The 20,911-nt window shown below is 34.4% G+C and carries 26 protein-coding genes; 10 read left to right on the forward strand and 16 right to left on the reverse strand.

Annotated elements, in window-relative coordinates:
• The first annotated feature begins 153 nt into the window (after positions 1 to 153).
• Positions 154 to 1,497 (forward strand): DNA primase large subunit PriL, encoded by a 1,344-nt coding sequence (gene priL, locus IJE64_RS06155; RefSeq protein WP_292783513.1) that lies wholly within the window; start codon positions 154 to 156, stop codon positions 1,495 to 1,497.
• On the forward strand, positions 1,490 to 2,107 hold the full coding sequence (locus IJE64_RS06160) for a CatB-related O-acetyltransferase (RefSeq protein ID WP_292783516.1): 618 nt from the start codon (positions 1,490 to 1,492) through the stop codon (positions 2,105 to 2,107). The genes priL and IJE64_RS06160 overlap by 8 nt, the downstream gene beginning before the upstream one ends.
• On the opposite strand, the gene IJE64_RS06165 is transcribed toward IJE64_RS06160, so the two are convergent.
• Complete coding sequence (locus IJE64_RS06165) at positions 2,096 to 2,611, reverse strand: hypothetical protein (RefSeq protein ID WP_292783520.1); 516 nt, start codon at positions 2,609 to 2,611, stop codon at positions 2,096 to 2,098. The genes IJE64_RS06160 and IJE64_RS06165 overlap by 12 nt on opposite strands.
• 87 nt (positions 2,612 to 2,698) lie before the next feature.
• Here IJE64_RS06165 and priS point away from each other — a divergent pair, with 87 nt between their 5' ends.
• Positions 2,699 to 3,676 (forward strand): DNA primase catalytic subunit PriS, encoded by a 978-nt coding sequence (gene priS, locus IJE64_RS06170; protein WP_292783523.1) that lies wholly within the window; start codon positions 2,699 to 2,701, stop codon positions 3,674 to 3,676.
• Here priS and IJE64_RS06175 read toward each other — a convergent pair whose 3' ends face one another.
• Positions 3,677 to 4,261 (reverse strand): thymidylate kinase, encoded by a 585-nt coding sequence (locus tag IJE64_RS06175; protein WP_292783525.1) that lies wholly within the window; start codon positions 4,259 to 4,261, stop codon positions 3,677 to 3,679. It lies immediately after the preceding gene.
• A 13-nt stretch (positions 4,262 to 4,274) separates the two neighbouring features.
• Positions 4,275 to 5,417, reverse strand: coding sequence for a 5-amino-6-(D-ribitylamino)uracil--L-tyrosine 4-hydroxyphenyl transferase CofH (gene cofH / locus IJE64_RS06180; RefSeq protein ID WP_292783528.1), 1,143 nt, complete (start codon positions 5,415 to 5,417; stop codon positions 4,275 to 4,277).
• A 154-nt stretch (positions 5,418 to 5,571) separates the two neighbouring features.
• Here cofH and comD point away from each other — a divergent pair, with 154 nt between their 5' ends.
• Positions 5,572 to 6,063 (forward strand): sulfopyruvate decarboxylase subunit alpha, encoded by a 492-nt coding sequence (gene comD, locus IJE64_RS06185; protein WP_292784114.1) that lies wholly within the window; start codon positions 5,572 to 5,574, stop codon positions 6,061 to 6,063.
• Positions 6,064 to 6,067: 4 nt separating this feature from the next.
• Positions 6,068 to 6,607, forward strand: a complete 540-nt coding sequence (gene comE / locus IJE64_RS06190) for a sulfopyruvate decarboxylase subunit beta (RefSeq protein WP_292783531.1) — start codon at positions 6,068 to 6,070, stop codon at positions 6,605 to 6,607.
• Between the two features lie 62 nt (positions 6,608 to 6,669).
• Here the strand turns inward: comE and hdrA are convergent, their stop codons facing one another.
• The 7 genes from hdrA to IJE64_RS06225 form a co-directional block, all read right to left on the reverse strand.
• Positions 6,670 to 8,979, reverse strand: a complete 2,310-nt coding sequence (gene hdrA / locus IJE64_RS06195; RefSeq protein WP_292783536.1) for a ferredoxin:CoB-CoM heterodisulfide reductase subunit HdrA — start codon at positions 8,977 to 8,979, stop codon at positions 6,670 to 6,672.
• Positions 8,976 to 9,917, reverse strand: a complete 942-nt coding sequence (hdrB, locus tag IJE64_RS06200) for a ferredoxin:CoB-CoM heterodisulfide reductase subunit HdrB (RefSeq protein ID WP_292783538.1) — start codon at positions 9,915 to 9,917, stop codon at positions 8,976 to 8,978. The genes hdrA and hdrB overlap by 4 nt, the downstream gene beginning before the upstream one ends.
• Positions 9,901 to 10,515, reverse strand: coding sequence for a ferredoxin:CoB-CoM heterodisulfide reductase subunit HdrC (gene hdrC / locus IJE64_RS06205; protein WP_292783541.1), 615 nt, complete (start codon positions 10,513 to 10,515; stop codon positions 9,901 to 9,903). Before hdrC ends, hdrB begins: the two co-directional genes overlap by 17 nt.
• A gap of 9 nt (positions 10,516 to 10,524) precedes the next feature.
• Positions 10,525 to 11,778: a methanogenesis marker 16 metalloprotein gene (locus IJE64_RS06210; protein WP_292783543.1), complete on the reverse strand. Its 1,254-nt coding sequence runs from the start codon at positions 11,776 to 11,778 to the stop codon at positions 10,525 to 10,527.
• Positions 11,779 to 11,790: 12 nt separating this feature from the next.
• Complete coding sequence (gene comA / locus IJE64_RS06215) at positions 11,791 to 12,561, reverse strand: phosphosulfolactate synthase (protein WP_292783545.1); 771 nt, start codon at positions 12,559 to 12,561, stop codon at positions 11,791 to 11,793.
• A gap of 132 nt (positions 12,562 to 12,693) precedes the next feature.
• Positions 12,694 to 12,981 (reverse strand): UPF0058 family protein, encoded by a 288-nt coding sequence (locus IJE64_RS06220; RefSeq protein ID WP_292783548.1) that lies wholly within the window; start codon positions 12,979 to 12,981, stop codon positions 12,694 to 12,696.
• Between the two features lie 233 nt (positions 12,982 to 13,214).
• Positions 13,215 to 13,931: a UPF0280 family protein gene (locus IJE64_RS06225; protein WP_292783550.1), complete on the reverse strand. Its 717-nt coding sequence runs from the start codon at positions 13,929 to 13,931 to the stop codon at positions 13,215 to 13,217.
• Positions 13,932 to 13,976: 45 nt separating this feature from the next.
• Between IJE64_RS06225 and IJE64_RS06230 the strand changes: the two genes are divergently transcribed.
• Positions 13,977 to 15,353 carry a 2,3-diphosphoglycerate synthetase gene (locus IJE64_RS06230; protein WP_292783553.1) on the forward strand — a complete coding sequence of 459 codons (1,377 nt, stop codon included), beginning with the start codon at positions 13,977 to 13,979 and terminating at the stop codon, positions 15,351 to 15,353.
• A gap of 15 nt (positions 15,354 to 15,368) precedes the next feature.
• Here the strand turns inward: IJE64_RS06230 and IJE64_RS06235 are convergent, their stop codons facing one another.
• Positions 15,369 to 15,629 carry a transcriptional regulator gene (locus IJE64_RS06235; protein ID WP_292783555.1) on the reverse strand — a complete coding sequence of 87 codons (261 nt, stop codon included), beginning with the start codon at positions 15,627 to 15,629 and terminating at the stop codon, positions 15,369 to 15,371.
• Positions 15,630 to 15,761: 132 nt separating this feature from the next.
• Here IJE64_RS06235 and mtxX point away from each other — a divergent pair, with 132 nt between their 5' ends.
• From mtxX to IJE64_RS06250, 3 genes are read left to right on the forward strand one after another with little or no spacing between them, the layout of a single operon-like run.
• On the forward strand, positions 15,762 to 16,475 hold the full coding sequence (mtxX, locus tag IJE64_RS06240) for a methanogenesis marker protein Mmp4/MtxX (RefSeq protein WP_292784116.1): 714 nt from the start codon (positions 15,762 to 15,764) through the stop codon (positions 16,473 to 16,475).
• A gap of 51 nt (positions 16,476 to 16,526) precedes the next feature.
• Positions 16,527 to 17,291, forward strand: coding sequence for a polyprenyl diphosphate synthase (uppS, locus tag IJE64_RS06245; RefSeq protein ID WP_292783557.1), 765 nt, complete (start codon positions 16,527 to 16,529; stop codon positions 17,289 to 17,291).
• Between the two features lie 2 nt (positions 17,292 to 17,293).
• Positions 17,294 to 18,055: a TatD family hydrolase gene (locus IJE64_RS06250; protein WP_292783559.1), complete on the forward strand. Its 762-nt coding sequence runs from the start codon at positions 17,294 to 17,296 to the stop codon at positions 18,053 to 18,055.
• On the opposite strand, the gene IJE64_RS06255 is transcribed toward IJE64_RS06250, so the two are convergent.
• Genes IJE64_RS06255 through IJE64_RS06275 form a run of 5 tightly spaced genes read right to left on the reverse strand, consistent with a single transcriptional unit; the run spans position 18,052 to position 20,032 of the window.
• Entirely contained in the window at positions 18,052 to 18,420 is a 369-nt protein-coding gene (locus tag IJE64_RS06255; protein WP_292783561.1) for a hypothetical protein, read from the reverse strand. The two genes, IJE64_RS06250 and IJE64_RS06255, sit on opposite strands and share 4 nt — an antisense overlap.
• Complete coding sequence (locus IJE64_RS06260; RefSeq protein WP_292783564.1) at positions 18,421 to 18,732, reverse strand: hypothetical protein; 312 nt, start codon at positions 18,730 to 18,732, stop codon at positions 18,421 to 18,423. It abuts the gene before it with no gap.
• 7 nt (positions 18,733 to 18,739) lie between these two features.
• Entirely contained in the window at positions 18,740 to 19,126 is a 387-nt protein-coding gene (locus IJE64_RS06265) for a carboxymuconolactone decarboxylase family protein (protein WP_292783570.1), read from the reverse strand.
• Positions 19,127 to 19,142: 16 nt separating this feature from the next.
• Positions 19,143 to 19,640 carry a Flp family type IVb pilin gene (locus tag IJE64_RS06270; RefSeq protein ID WP_292783572.1) on the reverse strand — a complete coding sequence of 166 codons (498 nt, stop codon included), beginning with the start codon at positions 19,638 to 19,640 and terminating at the stop codon, positions 19,143 to 19,145.
• Positions 19,637 to 20,032, reverse strand: coding sequence for a hypothetical protein (locus IJE64_RS06275; RefSeq protein WP_292783575.1), 396 nt, complete (start codon positions 20,030 to 20,032; stop codon positions 19,637 to 19,639). Before IJE64_RS06275 ends, IJE64_RS06270 begins: the two co-directional genes overlap by 4 nt.
• Positions 20,033 to 20,127: 95 nt before the next feature.
• Between IJE64_RS06275 and cobM the strand changes: the two genes are divergently transcribed.
• Positions 20,128 to 20,880 carry a precorrin-4 C(11)-methyltransferase gene (gene cobM / locus IJE64_RS06280; RefSeq protein WP_292783578.1) on the forward strand — a complete coding sequence of 251 codons (753 nt, stop codon included), beginning with the start codon at positions 20,128 to 20,130 and terminating at the stop codon, positions 20,878 to 20,880.
• Positions 20,881 to 20,911: the final 31 nt, after the last annotated feature.

The raw sequence follows: 20,911 nt of genomic DNA on the forward strand, positions 1-20,911 counted from the left end.
TTTTCCCCTTATTTATTTTAAACATTTAATAATTATGTCGTTTATATATAATAAATTATTATTTTTAACGTTGTTATAAAATGCTAAATCCAAGTAAAAATTGATTTTGAAAATGAGTTAGCTATTTAAAATATAAAATAAAAAGTTAAAATCATGGCTGAAGTTTCATATATCAACCCATTGTCAAATGAAGGAAAACAGATTATAAGACAATACGGCGATTTAAATCAAATATTTCAAGAGGATGAAACCCTAGTTGAAATTATAACTCACACTACAAATCAAAAAATATCTGATGATGCCATAATTCCCAAATCATATCATGATTTGGCCATAAAACGTATACAATGGGCCATTGAGAAAAAAAACAATAAGAACTTCACACAATCTGAATTCGAATACTTGACTAATGAAGAGCTCTTTATGCAGGACGTGGTCACTTTTCATATACTCTGCCAAGCCATTGCAATCCAATTCAATACCGGCTCACGCGAGACAAGGCTTTTTGTTGAATCACTTGGAACATTAATCCTTGAAAGATTGGCCAAAATTCCTCCAATGTCAAGAGCAGAAATAATTGATGAAGTGTTAGATGAAGTGAAAACAGACGGTGCAATCCATTGGAAATCTCTAAGAGATGTGGTGGCTTCAAAAAAACTAAAATTAACTGATTTATTGATAGATGATGGAGACATTATTCTCCAGCAAGACGATTTTCTTGAAAGATTTTCTGATAAATTCCATGACAGAAGCCCCGATAGAATGTATGGAATATTAATAGGCGATACTGTCAAGGAACAGATTCTATCCAGACTCATTATGCAAAAAACCGAAGAATACATTGCAAGAATTAAGGAAATGTCTGCCAGAATTGAAATTCACCCCGCCATCATAAAAATAGGCGAAGAGCTGAAGGACTTCATACCTGATGAAACCAGCAAATATAATCAATATTATGCAGGAAGTGGTGGAATTTACGGAAGTGTGCAAGCTGGAAAACTTAATCCCGATGCATTTCCACCGTGCATCAAAACAACAGTTGAAGGTGTATCATCAGGAGGACGTAATGATGCAATCGTGCTTCTTTTGACATCATTTGCATCATATGCAAGGTTATATCCTAGAATATTTGCCTCAGATGAAAGCGTGAAAGTGTCAGACATGGATCCTGATTTGTCCATTACTGAAAATGAAATCCTTCCATTAATCTTTGATGCTGCAGACAACTGTACACCACCACTATTCGAAGACCAACCCCAAGAAAAAATAAATATCATATCAAAATTAGGTTTTGGAATGCACGATAAAGTAGACATCAACCATGAAGGCGAAACAAAATGGTACACTCCAATGAGCTGCGAGAAAATAAAAATACATTTGCCTCACCTATGCCATCCGGACAAATCATGCAAAGGAATAAATAACCCATTATCCTGCTATGGGCGTAAAAAATTCCAATTGGACAACACAAAAACTGAAGGTAAAAATAATGATTAAAGAAAAATTATTTACATCCAATAAATTCACAAGAAAATTTATCATTTGGTTTTTATCTAAAAAAGAAAATGGGGAATGGAATTCAAAGACATTAAGAATTCTATTTAAGAAATATAGAAGAATTGACGTTGATTTTGCTTCTTATGGATGGGCTCGTGACGGTATCGATGGGCCGCTTACAATTGGAAAATATTGCAGTATTGGATCTAATTTCAGAAGAATATCATTTAACCATCCTATAGATGGAGTTTCAACTCACCCAATTTGGTTCAATCCTAAATTTAATTGGGTTAAAAAAGATTTTAGAAAAAGAGCACATCTTAAAATTGATAATGATGTTTGGATAGGCGATAATGTAACAATCCTTCCAAATTGCAAACATATCGGAAACGGAGCAGTAATAGCGGCAGGCGCAGTTTTAACAAAAAATGTTGGACCATATGAAATTTGGGGCGGAGTTCCCGCAAAATGTCTTAAAAAAAGATTTGACGATGAGACCTGTCAAAGATTAGAAAAAAGCGAGTGGTGGAATTTACCAGAATCCCAATTAAAAGAATTAATAGAAGACTTTTCCAATCCTAACCAATTTCTGGATAAATTACAAAGATGACTGTGAAAATTGAAATGGATTGTGGTCCTCATATATCGCATCATAATATCTATTTAAAATCTTAGATTCCCACATGTTATAATTGGCTTGTTCCTTTTTTTCAAAATTATATGCTAAAATTCCAATTGTGCGTTCATACTCGTCTATGCCTTTTTTCTCGCAAAAATCAGTTATAATATCAGGAACATATTCACATGGGTCATCACTGCTGAATTCCAAAAATTCCTCATATTCACTTTTAGAAAAGAAATCCTCTTCTGAGACTGGTTCTTCATGGGATTCAATGGAAAATAATTCAATATAAATTTCTGCAGCTAAGGGTAATTGATTCAATTCAATGCCCAATCCATAAACATTGCCTGTTTCTAAGTTTAATACGGTATGCCCTGTTCTTTGGCAAGCTAACCAATTATCATAAGCCGGTTTTACAATATCTTCAGGTGTTAAACTTGATAGAATTGTTTTTAAGTGTTCAACACCTATTACTTCAACATACTCCTCCATATGATTATATTATTTGACATGACTAATAAAAGTGTGCAAAAACACATCTGCCCAAATAATATATACTTTGAAAATAAATTTATAATCATGTTCTCTAAATCCACCATCAAGGAGCGAAGGCAATATTATCGTGAGGAATGGAACCCTAAGGACTTGCCAGACTTCATAGCCAAAGATATTAAAAAAAGGGAGTTCGGTTTTGACCATAACGGCAGAGGTCCTAACGATAGATACAAAGTATTTAGAGGAACCGAGTCTTTGCGAAAATTTTTAAGATTTAAAGCCCCTTTTGCTGCATACATCTCCGTTGCATTTTACAATAATCCTAGAAGAAGGGAAGATTGGCTTAAGGCGGAATATATTTTCGATGTTGATGCAAAAGACATTCCAATCAGGTCCTGCCAATGCGATGGCGTTTGTGAAACATGCCTTGGTGAAGCCTTAGAAATCGTCAATAATCTCATCGACACGCTGCAAGGTGATTTGGGCCTTAAAAATATACATTTAATATATTCTGGAAGAGGGTACCACATTAGAATTTTAGATGAGGAAATGATGTTGGCCAACAGTGAACTTAGATCAGAGGTTTTGAAGTATGTTGCAGGTGCAGAAGTTCCTAAATCTCAATTCATAAACTCTGAAATATCAAATCAAAGCTTTAACTTTGAACACTTCTCCATTCCAATTGGATATTCCAAAATATTTACCAATAAGGTTAAATTCAATATTCAGCATTTAGTTGGAAATGAAAAACTAGACGGAATTAATCCCAAATTAATGAAGGACATTATTGCTTCAAGACACCATTTAGAAAATGACGATTGGGGATATTTCAAAAGAGACATCGGCCCAAGACGTTATAAAAATCTTGTTGAAGCAATGGCAAGAGTCAATCTGGCAACAATTGACGCTAAAGTTACAATAGATTTGAAACGTATCTTAAGACTTCCTTCATCCCTTCACTCAAAAGTCAGCATGAAGTGCATGGAAGTTAAAAACAGAGAAACTTTCGACCCATTTGATAAGGCAGTTCCAAAATTTGTTTATGAGAGAAAAACAGCTTAGTTAAGACAATAGCTTATCTGACTCCAGGCATTTGGATACTATTTTTTCGGATATGACTTCAGCAGAATCATCAGCAGGAATTACATTCCAGTTGTAGGTAAATTTTTGTGACCTTTGGCGATTTTTAGTAAGGGATTCCATATTTTCGAACATTTCAGTCTCCTCACCACGAGAATCCATCCTTCTAAGGGATTCCTCTGGACTTACATCCAAAAAGAACATGCAGTCGGATGTAGGTAAAATAAAATTAACGATTTTATAAACAAGAGTATTTACACCATTTGGAAGATACATTACCGCTAAGATATACCTTGAAAAAATAACAACATCCGTATTTTTATTATAGCAGAACATTTGAACAGACCTAATTGCATCTAAACCAAAATAGATTGTGGCTTTTATATGGTTAATTTTTCCCTCCTTTAGAAGAGATTGCTTTGATTTTCTACCGTATTTATTGTCGCAGCATGGATGGGACCTTATAGTAACATCCCTTCCTTGCTTCTTATACACTTCAGCAATCAGATTAACTTGAGTATCCTTTCCAGAGCCATCTAAGCCATCAATGACAATGAACTTCTTCATTTTTACACCTAGATTATTTTGAATTCATCTCCATTGCATCTTCAATCGGATAAAATTCCGTGTATTTGGAATTTCTTTCTATCGGATTTCTATCCAAATCTCTAACCATCCTACTCAATGTATCAATTGATGCTTCAACTCCATCAGGCGCTCCGGAAGCTTCGGACAATTCATCCCCACCTAATGTTCCTCCCAGATCATTTGCACCAGCAGTCAATACAACCTGTGCAAATCTGAATCCCATTTTTACCCATGAAACTTGAATATTCGGGATTAAATCTTTAAGCATCAATCTTGAAACAGCATACAGTTTCAAGTCTTGAGTTCCTGTAGCTCCAAGGTTTGACTGGCCTTCCAAAAATATTGGAGAGTATTCATGCATAAAAGTCATTGGAATAAATTCTGTAAAACCGTTAGTATCCTGTTGAATCTGTCTGATAATGTCAATATGCTCTACCCTTTCTTCTAGATTTTCCACATGGCCGTACATTATTGTTGCAGAACCTGGAATTCCAACTTCCTGAGCTGTTTTTACAATATCTATCCATTCAGCTACACTAACTTTTTCAGGACAGATTATTTCTCTTGACCTGTCGGTCAATATTTCTGCAGCAGTTCCTGGCAATGTATCAAGCCCTGCTTTTTTTAGTATTTCAAAACCTTCAGCAATGTCTATTCCAGATAATGAGCAAGCATCCTTTATCATTGTTGGTGAAAATCCATGAATTGAAACGTCATGATATTCATCTTTCAATAATGTAAGCAAATGTTCATAATAATCAATGTCCGCATCGGGAAGTACTCCACCCATCAATGTAAATTCACGAGCGCCATTCGCCACGGCCCCCCTTGCCTTTTGAAGTATTTGCTCATCATTTAAAATATAAGCATCAGAGTCTCCAACATCCCTTCCGAATGCACAGAATCCACATCTAACAGTGCATATGTTTGTGAAATTAATATTGCAGTTGTTAATGAATGTTACATTGTCTCCAACAATTTGGTGTCTTAAAAAATCAGCAGTTGCCAGCAAGGGATATAATTCCTGCCCCTTAATATTCATCAAATAATTTGCTTCTTCAACATTAATTTCTTCATCCAAAGATTTTGTTAAAATTTTTTCTGTTTTGGAAGAAATCGGAAGTTTGTCAAACATGATTTTATATTACTTTAAAGTTAAATAAAAAGGTTACTATTAAGTTTCAGTAATGTATAATAACCTAAATTAATTAAATTAAAAAATCATTATCAAATAGCTATTTATAATATTTTTAATATAATACTAATATATATTAAATTGAAGTGATATGATGGACAGTACAGAAGCTATTTATAATGGCCTAAAAGACGCTGGAATTGATTTCATTGTAAGCGTTCCATGCGTAAACCTATCAAAACTGTTAAACATGATCGATGAAGATGATGAAATAATCCACATTCCAGTTACCCGTGAAGAGGAAGGAATTGGAATATGTGCTGGAGCTTATCTTGGCGGCAAAAAAACTGCCATTTTAATGCAAAATTCAGGACTTGGAAATTCTATAAATGCTTTAAAATCCCTTATGGAGCTGTATGAATTTCCACTGTTAATGATAATGAGCCACAGAGGAACAGAAGGAGAATCTATTTGCGGACAAGTCCCCATGGGCCAGTCTACACCAAGAATCCTGGAAGCCATGGACTTTAAATTCTTCAAACCTGGAACTCCTGAAGCAGCTTATGAGGACATTAGGGAATCTTGGGAATTATCTCTTGAAGATGGAAAACCTGTTTCAGTACTTTTAGAAATTAAATATTGGTGATAATATGGCAAGAAGAGAAGCAATCGCAGAAATAATGGAACATATTGATGATGAACTTGTTGTATGCAATATCGGGTTTCCTTCAAGAGAATTGTATGACATAAAAGACAGGGACGAGAACTTCTATATGATTGGGTCAATGGGCCTTGCATCATCAATCGGATTTGGTCTTGCACTTGCAAAACCTGAAAAGGATATTGTCGTGATTGATGGAGACGGTTCTCTTTTAATGAACATGGGTTCTCTTGTAACCATTTTTGCAAACAATCCTCAAAACCTAACATGGATTGTTATCGACAATGGCGCTTATGGTTCTACTGGAAATCAGGATACCTATTCACAGTTGATTGATTTGAAAGATATTGCAAAAAGCGTTGGGTTCAAAAACAGCCATAATTTTGAAGAAATTAATCTAAAAGAAATTATCAATAGCAAAGATTCTAGATTTATTGTATACAATACAGAAGCCGGGAATTCAACAGCACCTATCATTGATTTGGAACCTATTGAAATCAAAGAAAGATTCATGAAAGCTATAAAGTAAACTGATAGCTTTTATTTATTATATTTTAAAAAAATAAAGAGGATATAACTTAATTAGATAAGTTATAATTTAGCCTCATTCAATTCTTCTATTTTTTTATCAAATTCCGTTAGCTTGCGGGCAAGCCCTGAGAAGTAAGGGATATAAACTTTTGAAAATGTCAACCTTTTAGGGTTTTGATTTAACTCAGATATTCTATTTTTAACCCTTTGGATTTTCCTTTCAACCTCATCATACATTAAATCTCCAGGGAATTCACCAATAAATACTCCATCTGCACCGTTATTAAGTGCATAGTGAATATGGTCTGGACTTACACGATTTACGGAAATGACTTTAATTATATGAATGGATTCCGGATATGAAAGCCTATTTACTCCAATATTATCTGCAGCAGTATAACCAATATTATCTAAAAATACAAGAATCATACGTTCGCCTTCTCGTTTTTTAGACAGAACCCCTTTAATGGTTGCCAAAATCTTTTCATCTATATTGCCGTTTACATGAATAGCTCCAGTATTACATCCAACAAGACATTTTCCACAACCGTTACAGCTCATCGGATCAATATAAACTTCATCATTTTGAATACTCATGGACTTGTATTTACAACGTTTAATACATTCTCCACAAAGCGTGCATTTTTCTTTATCAATTTCTGCAATGAATGGCTCGATTTCAACTCCGCCATAGTTATATTCTCCAACTTTTGCTGCAGCTGCAGTCGCCTGCATTATTGAATCAGTGATGTCTTTTGGATCGTGCGCTGTACCACACACAAATATTCCCTGTACATCGGTTGCTATCGGTTTTATTTTTGGATGTGATTCCTTAATGAATCCGTCTTCAGTTACCCCGACATTTAAAATTTGAGCTATTTCACGAGTGCCGTCTGATGGTTCCATTGCAGTTGACAACACTACCATGTCCGCTTCTATTTCAACAAATTCACCTTTAAGAGTATCCTCTGTTCTTACAATGAAATTGTCTCCTTTTTTGACTACCTCTCCAGGACGTCCCCTCAAGAATCTAACTTCATTTTCCTGAGTGTGCTTGTAGTATTTTTCAAACATACCTGGAGTTCTAATGTCAGTATAACAAATCAAAACATCAGTATCAGGATACTTATGCTTAATGATATTTGCATTCTTAAGTGCAACTGTACAGCATATTTTTGAACAGTATTTGTGTCCATCCGGCTTTTCATCCCTTGAACCAACGCATTGTATCATTACTACACGCTTTGGAACTTCGCCATTTGCCTTTAGAAGTTTGCCTTTAGTAGGACCATTTACCCCTGTGATACGGCCAAGTTCGGATTGGGTTATTACGTCATCATATCTAAGATAACCATATTCCGGGCGCTTTTCCATATCAAATAATTTATGCCCTGTTGCAACGACGACAGAACCTACTTGAAGAGGTATCCTTTCTGGCTTTCCTCTAAGCTTAATTGCTTTCATGGTACATGCTTTAACACAATTACTGCACTTATCACAATTTTCCATGTCAATTACATAAGCCTCAGGATATGATTGTCCAAATGGCCTATATATAGCCTTTCTTGTTGACAGGTTGTCATTCCAATCGTTTGGAACTTCAACTTCACATGCTTCCGCACATTTACCGCATGCGATACATTTTTCTGTATCAACATATCTTGGAGATCTCTCTAGGATTAAGTTATATGTCCCAGCTCGTCTTTCAGCTTCAATAACTTTGGTATTTGTTAAGATTTCAATGTTTTCATTCCAGACAAGCTCATTTAAAATTGGATTTAAAAGACACATTCCACATTCTTCAGCAATTTTAACCGGTGAGAAAACCTTACCTATTTTTGCCATGTGCCCGCCAATTGATGGTGACTGCTCTATGATAGTTACTTTTGTTCCTTGCTTTGCAATGGATAATGCAGCATTCATTCCTGCAATTCCACCACCGATAACAGCAACTTCTTTAGGAGTTTGACAATAAATTGGATCTACGGCATCAGATTGCTTAACTTTCTCAATAGATGCATTTATAAGAGTTATGGCCTTATTAGTTGCTTTTTCCTTATCAGAGTGAACCCATGAACATTGTTCCCTAATATTCGCCATATCCATCAAATATGGATTTAAAGGTTTTACATAATCTTGAAATGTTTTTTCATGACTTATAGGAGAGCATGCAGCAACGACAACCCTGTCCAGGTCATGTTCAAAGATTGCATCACGAATGATTTTACGGCCGTTTAGAGAACATAAATTCTCAAACTGTCCAATAAACTCAACATCAAGTTTCTCACGAACCTTATCCAAATCAATTACATCTGCAATGTTTCCACCGCATTCACATAAAAAAACGCCAATTTTTAATTCATCCCTCATTTTTCAACCTCCCTTAACTCTTTAATAATAGAATTTATAGGTACTGTATGTGCTTTTTGACCTATGACTTTATCCAAATCTCCTCCCATTGCCAATGCAATAAATTGGGCAATGTTTAAATGAATTGCCTTGAATTTTCTTCCTTCCCTTTCAGAAATTAAGTGTTGATATCTATCGAATTGAATATGGCAATTAGGGCATAAATGAACTAGTATATCAACATCTTCATCTTTAATGGCATTCATTTTATCCGCTGTAGCCGTAAATGACAAATCAGGATTAGAGTATCTTTGTCTAAAACCTGTTCCGCAAGTTGCTCTTTTGTGGTCATACCATCCAATTGTTTCGCATCCGCATGCTTCTATCAATTCATCCATCACGTTAGGGTCCCTTACACCGCCAATGGTGTCTTCATAATGTACTTTACAATAATGACATCCATGATGAGTAGCTATCTTATAATCACTTAAATCATATTTGATATGCTTTTTAATTTCATCTTTTTTGTTGTATAAGATATCGACTACATGATAGATGTTTTTTGTTGGATCCAAGTCATTTTTGTTATATTTCAAATGACTTAAACCGTTTTCATCAAACAATTTGTTGATGTGCTCTCTTAAATCATCTTTCTTATTTAATAATTTCACTGATTTTTTATTGATTGCATAGCAGGTAGCGCACATCATCACCATATTCGGCCTTCCCAAATCCTTTGCGATTTTAAAGTTGCGCGCTCCAATTGCTGATGTATCAACTTGATTGAAGACATCCGAATAATGGCCGAGGCCAGTGCAGCAAGTCTGCTTTTCGGAAATTGCATAGTCGATTCCCAACTTATCGAAAACGAATTTTGTAGATGCCTCAACACCAGGATATTCAACACTGACGAGACAACTTCTAAATAAAAGAATATTGCTATCAGGAATGTACTTCATCTTTAGCCTCCTGAGATTCTCTTATATTTTCAATTTTTTCTTTAAAGCCTGTAATTGTTAAAATTAAACTAACTTCATCAATAACATCTTGAGGCGGCATTAAAGGAGGGTTCAATTCAAGTTCTTCTCGAATTTCTGTTAGATTTTGTCTGAAATCCCACCAGCCCGGCACATCGCGGTCTATATCTGCAAAGAATATTTCCGGTATCGCACCAATCGCTGCATTAAAATAGCTATCTGCAAATCCTAAATATTCATAAAGCTTGTCCCATGCAATGCCATTTTCAATTGCAAATTGCTTTAAAATCTGATTTACTTCACAAACACTGTTTCCAACGGGGCAAACACTATGGCAAGTGTAACAGTAAAAGCAATTCCAAATGATTTCATCCTCTAATATTGTCATATCACCCTCCAAAACTCTCTCCATTATATCCCTTGGATTGTATTCGGAGTGTCTTGCAGCAGGACATGTGGATGTGCACATTCCACATTGCACACATTTTAAAACACCTTCATCCTTTGAATTTTTTACATCATGAATAATGTCTTCTGCAAAATTTATGGGCGTATCCGTAATTTTCTGTTGGCTAGTCAAATAACCACCTCACAATTTAAATTCTCTGTTCTCGATCATTTTCTTTAATTTTAAAGACAGTTTGTTTCCTCTCAACCTATCTGATTGCCTACATATAATCGGAATATTTACATTTTGTCCGTTAATTTCCAAATCCACATCACCAGTATTCATGTCAAATGCATCATGAGAGCAGAAATTAGCACACATTCCACAACCATAACAGTGAGCGATATTCAGACTGCCTTTTTCAAATGCATTTGTAGGGCAAATTTCCTCAACTATACATTTATCACAGCTTGAACATTTGTCTCGATTATATTGAGGTCTCAAATCATAATTTTCCCACATTTCCTGATAATTGGTATTGTCCAATGGCAGGTGACGCCCTTTAATGTCTGCAACGGGCAGGTCAATTTTATCATCTGTTATCAATAGATTATTGTAAATTTCTTCAGATAATACCGGTATCGGAATGGCTACAGTGTCATATATCTCTCCGCCTTGACCTGTCTTAAATCCTCCCATATAATATGGATCCATTTTAGTTAAATCACCGGATAACATTAAATTAGGCTTTTCAGCACTTGATCTTGTACCATCGCCTAAAATATATCCTACAGTGCCATTCAAAAGTACTCTCTTACCTTCTTTTATGACATTATGAGGAATATCATTTTGAAGGGGATTCAAGTCTCCGCAACCTGAGAATGTTAATCCTGACAGATTGCCTTCCAGAGGAGTTGCTGCAAATATTGATGATACCGCATCAGAATTTGGATTTGTGAATGCAGTGTAGTTTTTAAATGCCATACGGGCACCTATTATCTGTCCACGTGTGATATCATCTATTGTAATTGTATTATTGATTGTCTTTCCATCTACACTTTCAACAACCACATCAACTTCCCTACCTTCAAGAATGTCTTTAAGAAGGAATCCTCCACCATAATTTTCATCATGAATTGAGTGGGCAGTTCCATGCAAAATAACGTCAACAGAACCTAACCATTCATTAGGGCAAGGCCCTGCATAAGCCGGAACCCCATTTAAATAAACTTCACGGGCCCTTATGAATTCCCCTGGTTTGGACACTATGAAATTTAGAATAGCTGCAGTTCCGCTCATGACTCCACAAGTTCCAGTGGTAACTACATCCACTTCTTCAAAACTTGGTGTTTCACCTTTTTTTATGAGTTTTTTAAACTCTTCTGCAGTGTAAATATTAGCTTCGCCCTTTTCAATTTTTTCATTGATTTGGCTTATTGTACGTGAATTATTCAATTTAAAACTTCCTTAAATTTTTCCTAATGTATCTCCCCTAAGGCCTCTCCTTAATGTTTCAAGAGAGGTAATGTCATCACTTGAAATATTTCCCAAATTAACGGCATTTCCTAATTTCAATATGAAAAATACTTGTTGGTCTTTATTTGGAGCTTCCCAAAGGATTTTGTTTCCATCAACATTATCTAGAATATAGTCTATTTCATCCTCTTTGGCATTTCCTGACTTATCGAAAATTCCAATGTTTTTTCCGCCTTCTCTTGCTTCCACAATGATTAATGATGATCCTGCTTTCAGCTCTTCATCCATATATTTGATCCTGTCATCCAATGATAATTCCTTATCCAAATCAGGATTTTTTTTGCCGACTTCAGATAATACCTCAAAACCTTCATCCACCGCCATTTCGATGCAATCCAATTTATCTTCGCGAGGAATATTAACAGACCCATCTGATACCTCAATTGCCGGAAATCCAAGGTCATGGGCTTCTTTGAAATATTCATTTAATTTGTCATTTTTATAAGCCAGTTCAAATAATGTTCCTCCAGTGTAAGGAGTAATTTCATGCTCTTTATACATTTCAACTTTTGCTTTAATTATATTCTGTTCATGGACAATGGATGTTCCCCAACCGAATTTCAAGTAATCCACATATTCTCCAGAGATATCCATTAAGCTATTAGCAGTTTCAAGGCCTAAACCTTTGTCTAAAACCATTGTGATGCCACAATTTCTAGGTTTTTCTTCTCTTTTTTTGGATAAAAATTCAAAAGATTTCAAAATATCACGCGTGTTAATTTTAATGTTTTATTTATAAATAATAAATTATAGTATATAAATATTATTAAGATTTTGCTTTTTTGAAAAATATAACAAGCATAATTAAAAAAAGTTAAAAAAAAAATAAAAAATTTAGTTCGCATTAATCTCATTTTCAGATCTGGTAACTAAATCAGATAAGGAATTGCGAACGTTTTCAGGAATAGAATTGTCTTCTTTATCAGCTATTACCTGTGAAATAATTTTACATAGAACAAAAATAGCATGTTTGTGTTCAGCTTTTGTTTTGTGAATGTGGTGAGGGCTTATTTTTAGGGTGATATATTCACTACAGTCATTTGTAATTTGGTCATCTTCTGCTAAATATTTTAAAACATATACTAAAAATTGATGTAATTGTATCATTTCGTCTTTGTACATAGATATCTAACCCAATTAACTAATTTAAATTTAGTTAAAAAATTAACTCCTTTTTCTATACAATAATATTGTATGCTAATCATATTTAAACCTTGCATTATAAAATACATTACAAAAATTGCAAATCAATTCAAATTAAGATTTATTAAATTATTCTTTAATGAAATGAAAATATTAGAAAATTCAAGGGAATAACTAATTCTAATGACAAATAAACATGCCAAAAAAAACAGTCATAATTTGACTTGAAATTCATCGACCTCAACGATCCTTGGCAACTTACCAATGGTTGCAACATTCCCGCCACTAATTATCAAAGCACCGAAAAAATGCTCTCTAAAGTTTTCACAACATTCCAATGCATTTGAAACTTTATCCTCACTTGTTTCGCCAGCAACTTCATTTGCAATTCTAGTGGCAAGACCATCACAGACAGCCGCCGAATTACCGATAACAGTTACACTATCAGAATCACCGAAACTTATGGAATGACCGATTTTCCCCGAAGAAGTGCAAATTCCTAATGGGGTTTTCCTTTTTTTAATTTCAAATGCAATATTATTGCCTAAAAATTCATTGTTTGAATAAATTCCACATAATACCTTTTTATCGTTGACAATAGCAATGTCCCCACCATTTTCAACAACGGAATATGAAGATTTTTTATTCATCAGATATCTTAGGGATAATTCGGAAATTGTTCCGGCAACGCATGCCATCGGCCCAACATCGGCAATTTTGGATGATTCATACATCTTGAAAACAATATATGGCAATTCCTCCTCGGGAATTTCAAGAGGATTTAAAGAGAGTGAAAAATAATTATTTTTCAGAATATAATCTTTAAGATCTCGGCGAACAGATAAAATAAATCTTTCCAGATTATGATTCTCCAAATCAGTCGTTAATCTAATATGAGTTTCATCCAAATCAATTTGTGAAAAATTCATATTTAATAATTTAATTTATTAATTATTAAACCTATATTAAATATCATGAAAGCCCTTAACAAAATGCTTTGTTTAGTCGACGGCGAACATTACCTGCCAGTCACTCAAGAAGCAATAGATACATTAAACAATCTGGAACACATCGATATAGTTGCCGCTGTTTTTATAGGAGGAACAGAAAAGCTAAGAGACGATTCAGAAGAGTCTTATTCGGAAAAACTTGGAATTCCCGTTAGATTTGCAAATGACAAGGAAATTCCATATGACCTTATAGCCGAAATGATTAGAGACTTCAATGTTGATACCGTGATGGATTTAAGTGATGAACCCATCCTAGATTATTCAAAAAGGTTTAAAATTGCTTGCAAAGTATTAAACGAAGGAATCAGCTATGAAGGCCCTGATTTCAAATTCGAACCTACTTCCCAATATGACATTATGAAAAAGCCTTCAATTACAATTCTTGGTACAGGCAAGCGGATTGGAAAAACTGCCGTTTCAGGATTCGTTTCCAGATTAATTGATAAAAAGGGGTATGAACCATGCGTTATTGCCATGGGTAGAGGAGGACCTGAAGAGCCGGAAATTGTTCATGGCGAAAAACTGGAAATCAATGCAGAATTTTTACTTGAACAATCTGAAAAAGGAGTTCATGCAGCAAGCGACCATTGGGAAGATGCATTAATGAGCCGCATATTAACTATCGGCTGTAGGCGTTGTGGAGGAGGAATGGCTGGCGAAGTATTTCTCACCAATATGAAAAAAGGAGCGCGTCTAGCTAATGAAGTTGATTCCAAATTTGCCATTTTTGAGGGCAGCGGTGCCGCAATACCTCCAATCAAGACTAATAAAAAAATATCATTGATTGGAGCCAACCAGCCTTTGGAGAATTTAACAACATATTTCGGACCGTATAGGATAGGGCTTGGAGATCTTGTCATCCTAACAATGTGTGAAGAGCCTATGTGCTCATTGGAGAAAAGAGAAAAAATAGAAGAATTCGTCAATGAGATAAACCCCGAAGCGACTGTCATCTCAACAGTGTTTAGGCCTAAACCACTTTCAGACATCTCAAACAAAAAAGTCTTATTTGCTACAACCGCTCCAGAGGATGTCAAAGAAAAATTAGTTGGATATCTGGAGGAAAATTACAATTGTGAAGTCATTGGAACCACATCAAATCTATCGAATAGACCTTTACTTCGCAAAGATATGGAAAAATACATATCTAAAGCTGATGCAATGCTAACTGAACTTAAAGCAGCTGCTGTGGATGTGGCAACAAAAGATGCCATAGCAGCAGGCCTTGAAGTTATATATTGCGACAATATTCCTGTTGAAATTAGTGACTCTTATCCTTCTTTAAGCGATAGCGTTATAAAATTAGTTGATTCTGCAATTGATGATTTTAAATCATCATAACTTCATATGCTTTAATTATAAATATTTTAGAACTTCAAATGCTAAATCCGTGTTTTTATATAATCTACCTTTTCTAGCATTTTCATTTAAGCAAACTACAAGATTTTTATCCTTTAAATCTTTTAATACATTAGAAACATGATTTGTTCTCAAACCTATTTCTTCCGCAATTGCAGATGGGATTTTTATATTTTCACCAATACTTTTTAATATTTTGGTCCTATACTCAGAAGCCATTATATAACCAACCAAATCAAAAATCTCATCATTGTTCATATTACTATTTAACAGAGATATTTATTATAAATGTATGTATAAAAAATACATTTTTTAAACATTTTTAACAACACAATGTAAAATTTTTGTAAAGAAAAGTTTAATTAATTATAACTAAAAAATAATTAATTGATGAAAAAAATAGCAATAGGAATCGGGAAAAATAAAAATATTTTAAAAGCCATTCAACTATTTGAAATGGAAAACAAAATTGACATAATAACTATCGACAATGATGATGACCTAGTCAAGGCAATCCTGGATGACGATATTGATGCAGTCATAAGAGGTTCACTTCCAGCCTCAGGAGTAATCAAGGAAGTTAAAAAACACTACCCTGATATCTCCAGAGCGACTTATGTGAATGGGAATGGCTACGAATTTTTACTAACACCAGTAGGCATAGATGAAGGAAACACAATTGAGGATAAATTAAAATCAGCAATAAACTGTGCAGAATTTCTTGAAAAATTATCTAAAAAGCCCAAAATAGCCATCCTGGCAGATGGAAGAAAGGGAGATTATGGAAGAAGCGAAATTATTTCCCAATCCATTGATGACAGTGAAAAATTAACCCGATTAATTCAAGAAAATACAAAATACGAAGTTAAGAATTATTATATCCTCATTGAACAGGCCCTAAAAGACAATTGCAATGTAATCATTGCCCCAGATGGAATCATTGGAAACATCATTTTTAGAACTCTCATTTTAGTAAATTCCTGGCCAAGCTGTGGAGCGGTAACCTTTGGAATAAAAGGAATATATATTGACACAAGCCGTGACCAAACCACTGAAGGATATCTCAGAAGTCTAAAATTTGCATACAATTTAGCCAAACTTTAAAAACTTTAACTTATATATTATTAAACACTATTAATTTTAAAGGGATTAAAAATGGCAGAAAATATACTTTACAGAATTTATGAATGGTATATATCTAGAGATTTAGTTCCAGAAAAAATGCCAAAACATGTGGCAATTATCATGGATGGAAACAGAAGATATTCCAAACTTCAGGGAAACATTGATGTTCTTAAAGGACACGAACTTGGAGTAGATACTTTAGAAAACGTTTTAGATTGGAGTATCGAACTTGGAATCGAAATTATAACTGCCTACGCTTTTTCAACAGAAAATTTCAACAGGCCGAAACATGAAGTTGATGGATTAATGAGACTGTTTGTAATAAACTTCAAAAGATTGGTTGACCATGAAAAGATTCATAAAAATGAAGTCAGGGTTAAAGTTGTAGGAAGAACAGAACTATTGCCTGAGGATGTGAGAGAAGCAATTAAGGAAGCAGAAGACGCAACTGCCCACTATAACAAAAGATTATTTAACCTGGCAATTGGATACGATGGACGTTTGGAGATTATTGATTCATTTAAAAAGATTATTAGCGATGTCCAGGCAGGCAAAATTACAGTCGATGATGTTGATGAAGAACTTGTCAGCAAAAATCTCTACACCGAAGGGTTAGACGATCCTAATTTAATTATCAGAACTAGTGGTGAAGAGCGTTTGAGCGGATTTCTACTTTGGCAATCCTCTTATTCAGAGTTGTATTTCTGTGAAACATTATGGCCCGAGCTTAGAAAAGTTGACTTTATAAGAGCAATCAGATCATATCAAGCTAGAGATAGACGATTTGGGGCTTAAATATGATAGACACTCATTGCCACATTGATTTTGAAGACTTCGACAAAGACCGTGAAGAGGTAATAAAAAGGGCTCAGGACAAACTTGATTGCATTGTAGCATCTGGCTTTAGCAATGACAGCAATCGTGAAGTGTTAAAGCTTTCAAAAGAGTATGAAGGTTTCATTTATCCTACTTTTGGTTTTCATCCAGTTAGCTCACAAAATTCCACTCCAGAAGAGTTAACCAAAGCCCATAATTATCTAATTGAAAATTTAGACAACATTGTGGCTGTTGGCGAAGTTGGAATGGATTACTACTATGTTACCGATAAGGCCTTGCGTGAAAAGCAAAAAGAGATATTCACCAGTTTTTTAGAGATAGCCAATGAGCATAAGGTTCCCATTGTAATGCACGTTAGGGACTGTGAGAAAAAAGCAGTGAATATCATCGAAAACTACGATGACATTCCTTATTTTGTTTTCCATTGCTACGGAGGCAGTTTTAAAACCGCAAAAAGAATTATGGATAAGGGCAATGCGTACATGAGTTTTTCAACAATGCTTTGTTACTCAAAACAGCACCAGAATCTGGTTGAAAAGATTGATGTCGAATATATTTTAACAGAAACTGATAGTCCATATCTAGCCATTACAAAAGAAGAGCGAAATGAACCTGCCAATGTAGTGAATGCAGTTCATCAAATAGCAAAGCTTAAAGATATGGATGTTAATGTTGTAGATGAGATAACCACCAGCAATGCAAGAAAAGTCTTTAACATTTAGTAATGAAGTGTAAAATTAAGATTAATCAATACATCCCTATTCTCTTTAACGGCTTCTATTTCCAATTCAAAATCTGTTAAATCTTGTTTTACTAAATTTATTAAATGCCAATCAAGAAGTGAATCATTTAAATAAATTATAAACTGATTTCTATCAATCTTCACTGTTTTTCTGCAGAATAACTTAAAAGCATAGAAATACAATTCCAACCTGCAAATAAGGTCTTCCTTATCCCCTTTGCCATTTACAAAATAATCCTTCAAGTCTTCCTGTAGTATTTTACCTTCATCACCAACATCAGCTTTAAATGTTTCCATTTCAGCCAAATCATCCATCAATTGCTGTTTTTCTTCATCACTGTACATCTAATCACCTTTAAGTGCGAATTTCAATTTCAAAATATCATATGAATTGGGCATGAATGAAATATCAAATCTGTCAAAAACATCATCTAACTTTCTCAACAAAGCAAATTCCAAATCATCAGGAATAATATATAAAATAAATGAATCTTCCTTAATTTCAATGCCGAAATCCTCTAAAAGAGGTATTTTAAGCTCGCTTATGAAAATATACTTATATACAATAAGTTCATATTCATTTACATCTTTATTCTTTTCAATAATGTCAGTTAATTCCTCTTGAAGTTTTAAAGCTATTGAATCAAAATTTTCCACAGTAATGTTAATCCCCCTCAAGTGGAAGCAAATCCCTATCTTCAAATACTTCTTTTGCAGCTACAACACCATTGATTGACTTTGGAAAACCACAATAAGCACTCATCTGCATTATAATCTCAACTATTTCAGTAGGTGAGTTTCCAACATTTAAAGCAGCACCAATGTGGTCTTTAAGTTGAGGAGCGGTCCCCAATACTGTCAGTGCCGCAACAGTGCAAAGTTCACGTGTCTTTAGGTCAACTTCACTGCGAGTGTATATTTCAGAATATGGAAATTCAACTAAAAATCTTGACAAATCTGGAGCCACGTCTTCCAAATCCTTGAAAATCTCTTCAATTGACCTTTCCTGAATTCCTTCTAAAACTTCTTTTCCTTTTTCATACCTTGACATAATATAGAATATATACCTAAACCCATTTAACATTAGCTGTTGTAAAAACATAATGGGGTGAAAAAACCGGATTGAACAAATTATTTGTTGAAGAAGTAGAATTGAAACTAATGGCTATTGATTTTCTTAGATTATAATTAATTCTATCTCCAATGGAATCCAGTTGCTTTTTAGAAAAGCTTTTAGAAGCATTTGCATAAACCTTAAACTGGATTTTCTTTTTACCATAATCATCATCATAACCCAGTTCCCTATAGGTTATGTTTACGATTTCAACAGAATAAGGAATCAGCAAATCGCTTTCAGAAGTTGAATAATCATTATACGTGTCCTTTGGATAAATTCCCGAAGATGAACTTCCAACACCTTCATTGACCCCATTTCTTGCAGCTTCCATTGCCGTATTCAACTCGCTTTCTGATGCAATATAAACAGAGGAAATCATAAGAATCAATATTAAAACCCCTGCTAAAAACAAATATTCGGCACTGGTCTGTCCGGATTCATCTTTCATGTTATCACTATTTTCCCATCACTATTTTTTGAAATCATATAGCTTCTTCCGGAATACAATTTATATTTTGCATCAACATTTGATAGGCTAAGCAATGTTTCTCCCTTTTTACCGTCATATTCCATTGTCAGCTTATTCTTTTCAACAGTTATTTCATAATAACGCTCATCTGAAGGCAATTCAATATGTTTCGAGTACCCTTCGCCATTTGAATTTACCTGACTTATGGAATTTGCAACATCATCAAGAATAGCCCTATGAGTAACACTATCTTCCATATTTAAACTTGATTCAATAGTCGATTGTGATAAAAATAACAATGGAATGGTTATAATTAAAATTACGAAGAGTGCAAACAAATATTCTATTGAAATAAAACCTTTATCATCCATATTTTTTAATTAATTTAATAATTTATAAAGTTTCTCTGATTAAAAATCAATTTTGATACAAATTATTAAATATTATTTGAAATAAACAATTAACCATGAAAGGAAAAGTAATTTTTATTGGTGCAGGCCCTGGAGATCCTGATTTGATAACAGTGAAAGGGAGAAAAGTAATTGAAAAAGCTGACGTGATCATTTACGCTGGTTCGCTTGTCAATAAGGATGTTTTAAGCCCTGCAAAAGACGAATGTGTTATTCATAATAGTGCTTATTTAAATCTAGAAGAAACCGATGGAATTATAACCGAAGCAGTGAATGAAGGCAAATTGGTTGCGCGTGTCCATACAGGAGACCCTTCAATTTACGGTGCAATCGGTGAGCAGATAAGGGAACTTAAAAAGCACGACATCGAATATGAAATTATTCCCGGAGTAAGTTCACTATTCGGAACAGCCAGTGTTCTTGAAGCCGAACTAACCTTGCCTGAAATCTCACAAAGTGTTATTATTACTCGTCCTGAAGGAAGAACTCCAAAACCTGCCGGAGAAAGCATAGCAAGTTTTTCAAAACATCATGCAACCATGTGCATCTTTTTAGGAATAGGCATGATTGACAAAGTTGTCGACGAATTACTTGAAGGATATGAAAAAACCACCCCCGTGGCAGTTGTCAAAAAGGCAACTTGGAGTGACCAGCAAATAATTAGAGGGACCCTCGAGGATATTGCACAAAAAGTAAAAGATGCCAATATTACAAAGACTGCAATGATTGTAGTGGGAGATGTCCTTGACCCCGGCGATTTTAATGCATCCAAGCTATATGATAAAAACTTCAAACACGAATATCGTTAAAAAAAAATATTATTCAAAGATTAATTGATGA

This window comes from Methanobrevibacter sp. (assembly GCF_017409525.1).
Lineage (GTDB): Archaea > Methanobacteriota > Methanobacteria > Methanobacteriales > Methanobacteriaceae > Methanocatella.

Bases quoted from the DNA above. Each gene is read 5' to 3' on its own strand.
- IJE64_RS06160 (WP_292783516.1), top strand. From the start codon at position 1,490: ATGATTAAAGAAAAATTATTTACATCCAATAAATTCACAAGAAAATTT.
- mtxX (WP_292784116.1), top strand. From the start codon at position 15,762: ATGAAAAAAATAGCAATAGGAATCGGGAAAAATAAAAATATTTTAAAA.
- IJE64_RS06225 (WP_292783550.1), bottom strand. From the start codon at position 13,931: ATGAATTTTTCACAAATTGATTTGGATGAAACTCATATTAGATTAACG.
- IJE64_RS06275 (WP_292783575.1), bottom strand. From the start codon at position 20,032: ATGGATGATAAAGGTTTTATTTCAATAGAATATTTGTTTGCACTCTTC.
- priL (WP_292783513.1), top strand. From the start codon at position 154: ATGGCTGAAGTTTCATATATCAACCCATTGTCAAATGAAGGAAAACAG.
- IJE64_RS06235 (WP_292783555.1), bottom strand. From the start codon at position 15,629: ATGAACAATGATGAGATTTTTGATTTGGTTGGTTATATAATGGCTTCT.
- IJE64_RS06250 (WP_292783559.1), top strand. From the start codon at position 17,294: ATGATAGACACTCATTGCCACATTGATTTTGAAGACTTCGACAAAGAC.
- priS (WP_292783523.1), top strand. From the start codon at position 2,699: ATGTTCTCTAAATCCACCATCAAGGAGCGAAGGCAATATTATCGTGAG.
- IJE64_RS06165 (WP_292783520.1), bottom strand. From the start codon at position 2,611: ATGGAGGAGTATGTTGAAGTAATAGGTGTTGAACACTTAAAAACAATT.
- uppS (WP_292783557.1), top strand. From the start codon at position 16,527: ATGGCAGAAAATATACTTTACAGAATTTATGAATGGTATATATCTAGA.
- cofH (WP_292783528.1), bottom strand. From the start codon at position 5,417: ATGTTTGACAAACTTCCGATTTCTTCCAAAACAGAAAAAATTTTAACA.
- cobM (WP_292783578.1), top strand. From the start codon at position 20,128: ATGAAAGGAAAAGTAATTTTTATTGGTGCAGGCCCTGGAGATCCTGAT.
- hdrB (WP_292783538.1), bottom strand. From the start codon at position 9,917: ATGAAGTACATTCCTGATAGCAATATTCTTTTATTTAGAAGTTGTCTC.
- IJE64_RS06265 (WP_292783570.1), bottom strand. From the start codon at position 19,126: ATGTCAAGGTATGAAAAAGGAAAAGAAGTTTTAGAAGGAATTCAGGAA.
- IJE64_RS06230 (WP_292783553.1), top strand. From the start codon at position 13,977: ATGAAAGCCCTTAACAAAATGCTTTGTTTAGTCGACGGCGAACATTAC.
- comD (WP_292784114.1), top strand. From the start codon at position 5,572: ATGGACAGTACAGAAGCTATTTATAATGGCCTAAAAGACGCTGGAATT.
- IJE64_RS06255 (WP_292783561.1), bottom strand. From the start codon at position 18,420: ATGTACAGTGATGAAGAAAAACAGCAATTGATGGATGATTTGGCTGAA.
- IJE64_RS06270 (WP_292783572.1), bottom strand. From the start codon at position 19,640: ATGAAAGATGAATCCGGACAGACCAGTGCCGAATATTTGTTTTTAGCA.
- IJE64_RS06220 (WP_292783548.1), bottom strand. From the start codon at position 12,981: ATGTACAAAGACGAAATGATACAATTACATCAATTTTTAGTATATGTT.
- hdrA (WP_292783536.1), bottom strand. From the start codon at position 8,979: ATGAGGGATGAATTAAAAATTGGCGTTTTTTTATGTGAATGCGGTGGA.
- IJE64_RS06175 (WP_292783525.1), bottom strand. From the start codon at position 4,261: ATGAAGAAGTTCATTGTCATTGATGGCTTAGATGGCTCTGGAAAGGAT.
- comE (WP_292783531.1), top strand. From the start codon at position 6,068: ATGGCAAGAAGAGAAGCAATCGCAGAAATAATGGAACATATTGATGAT.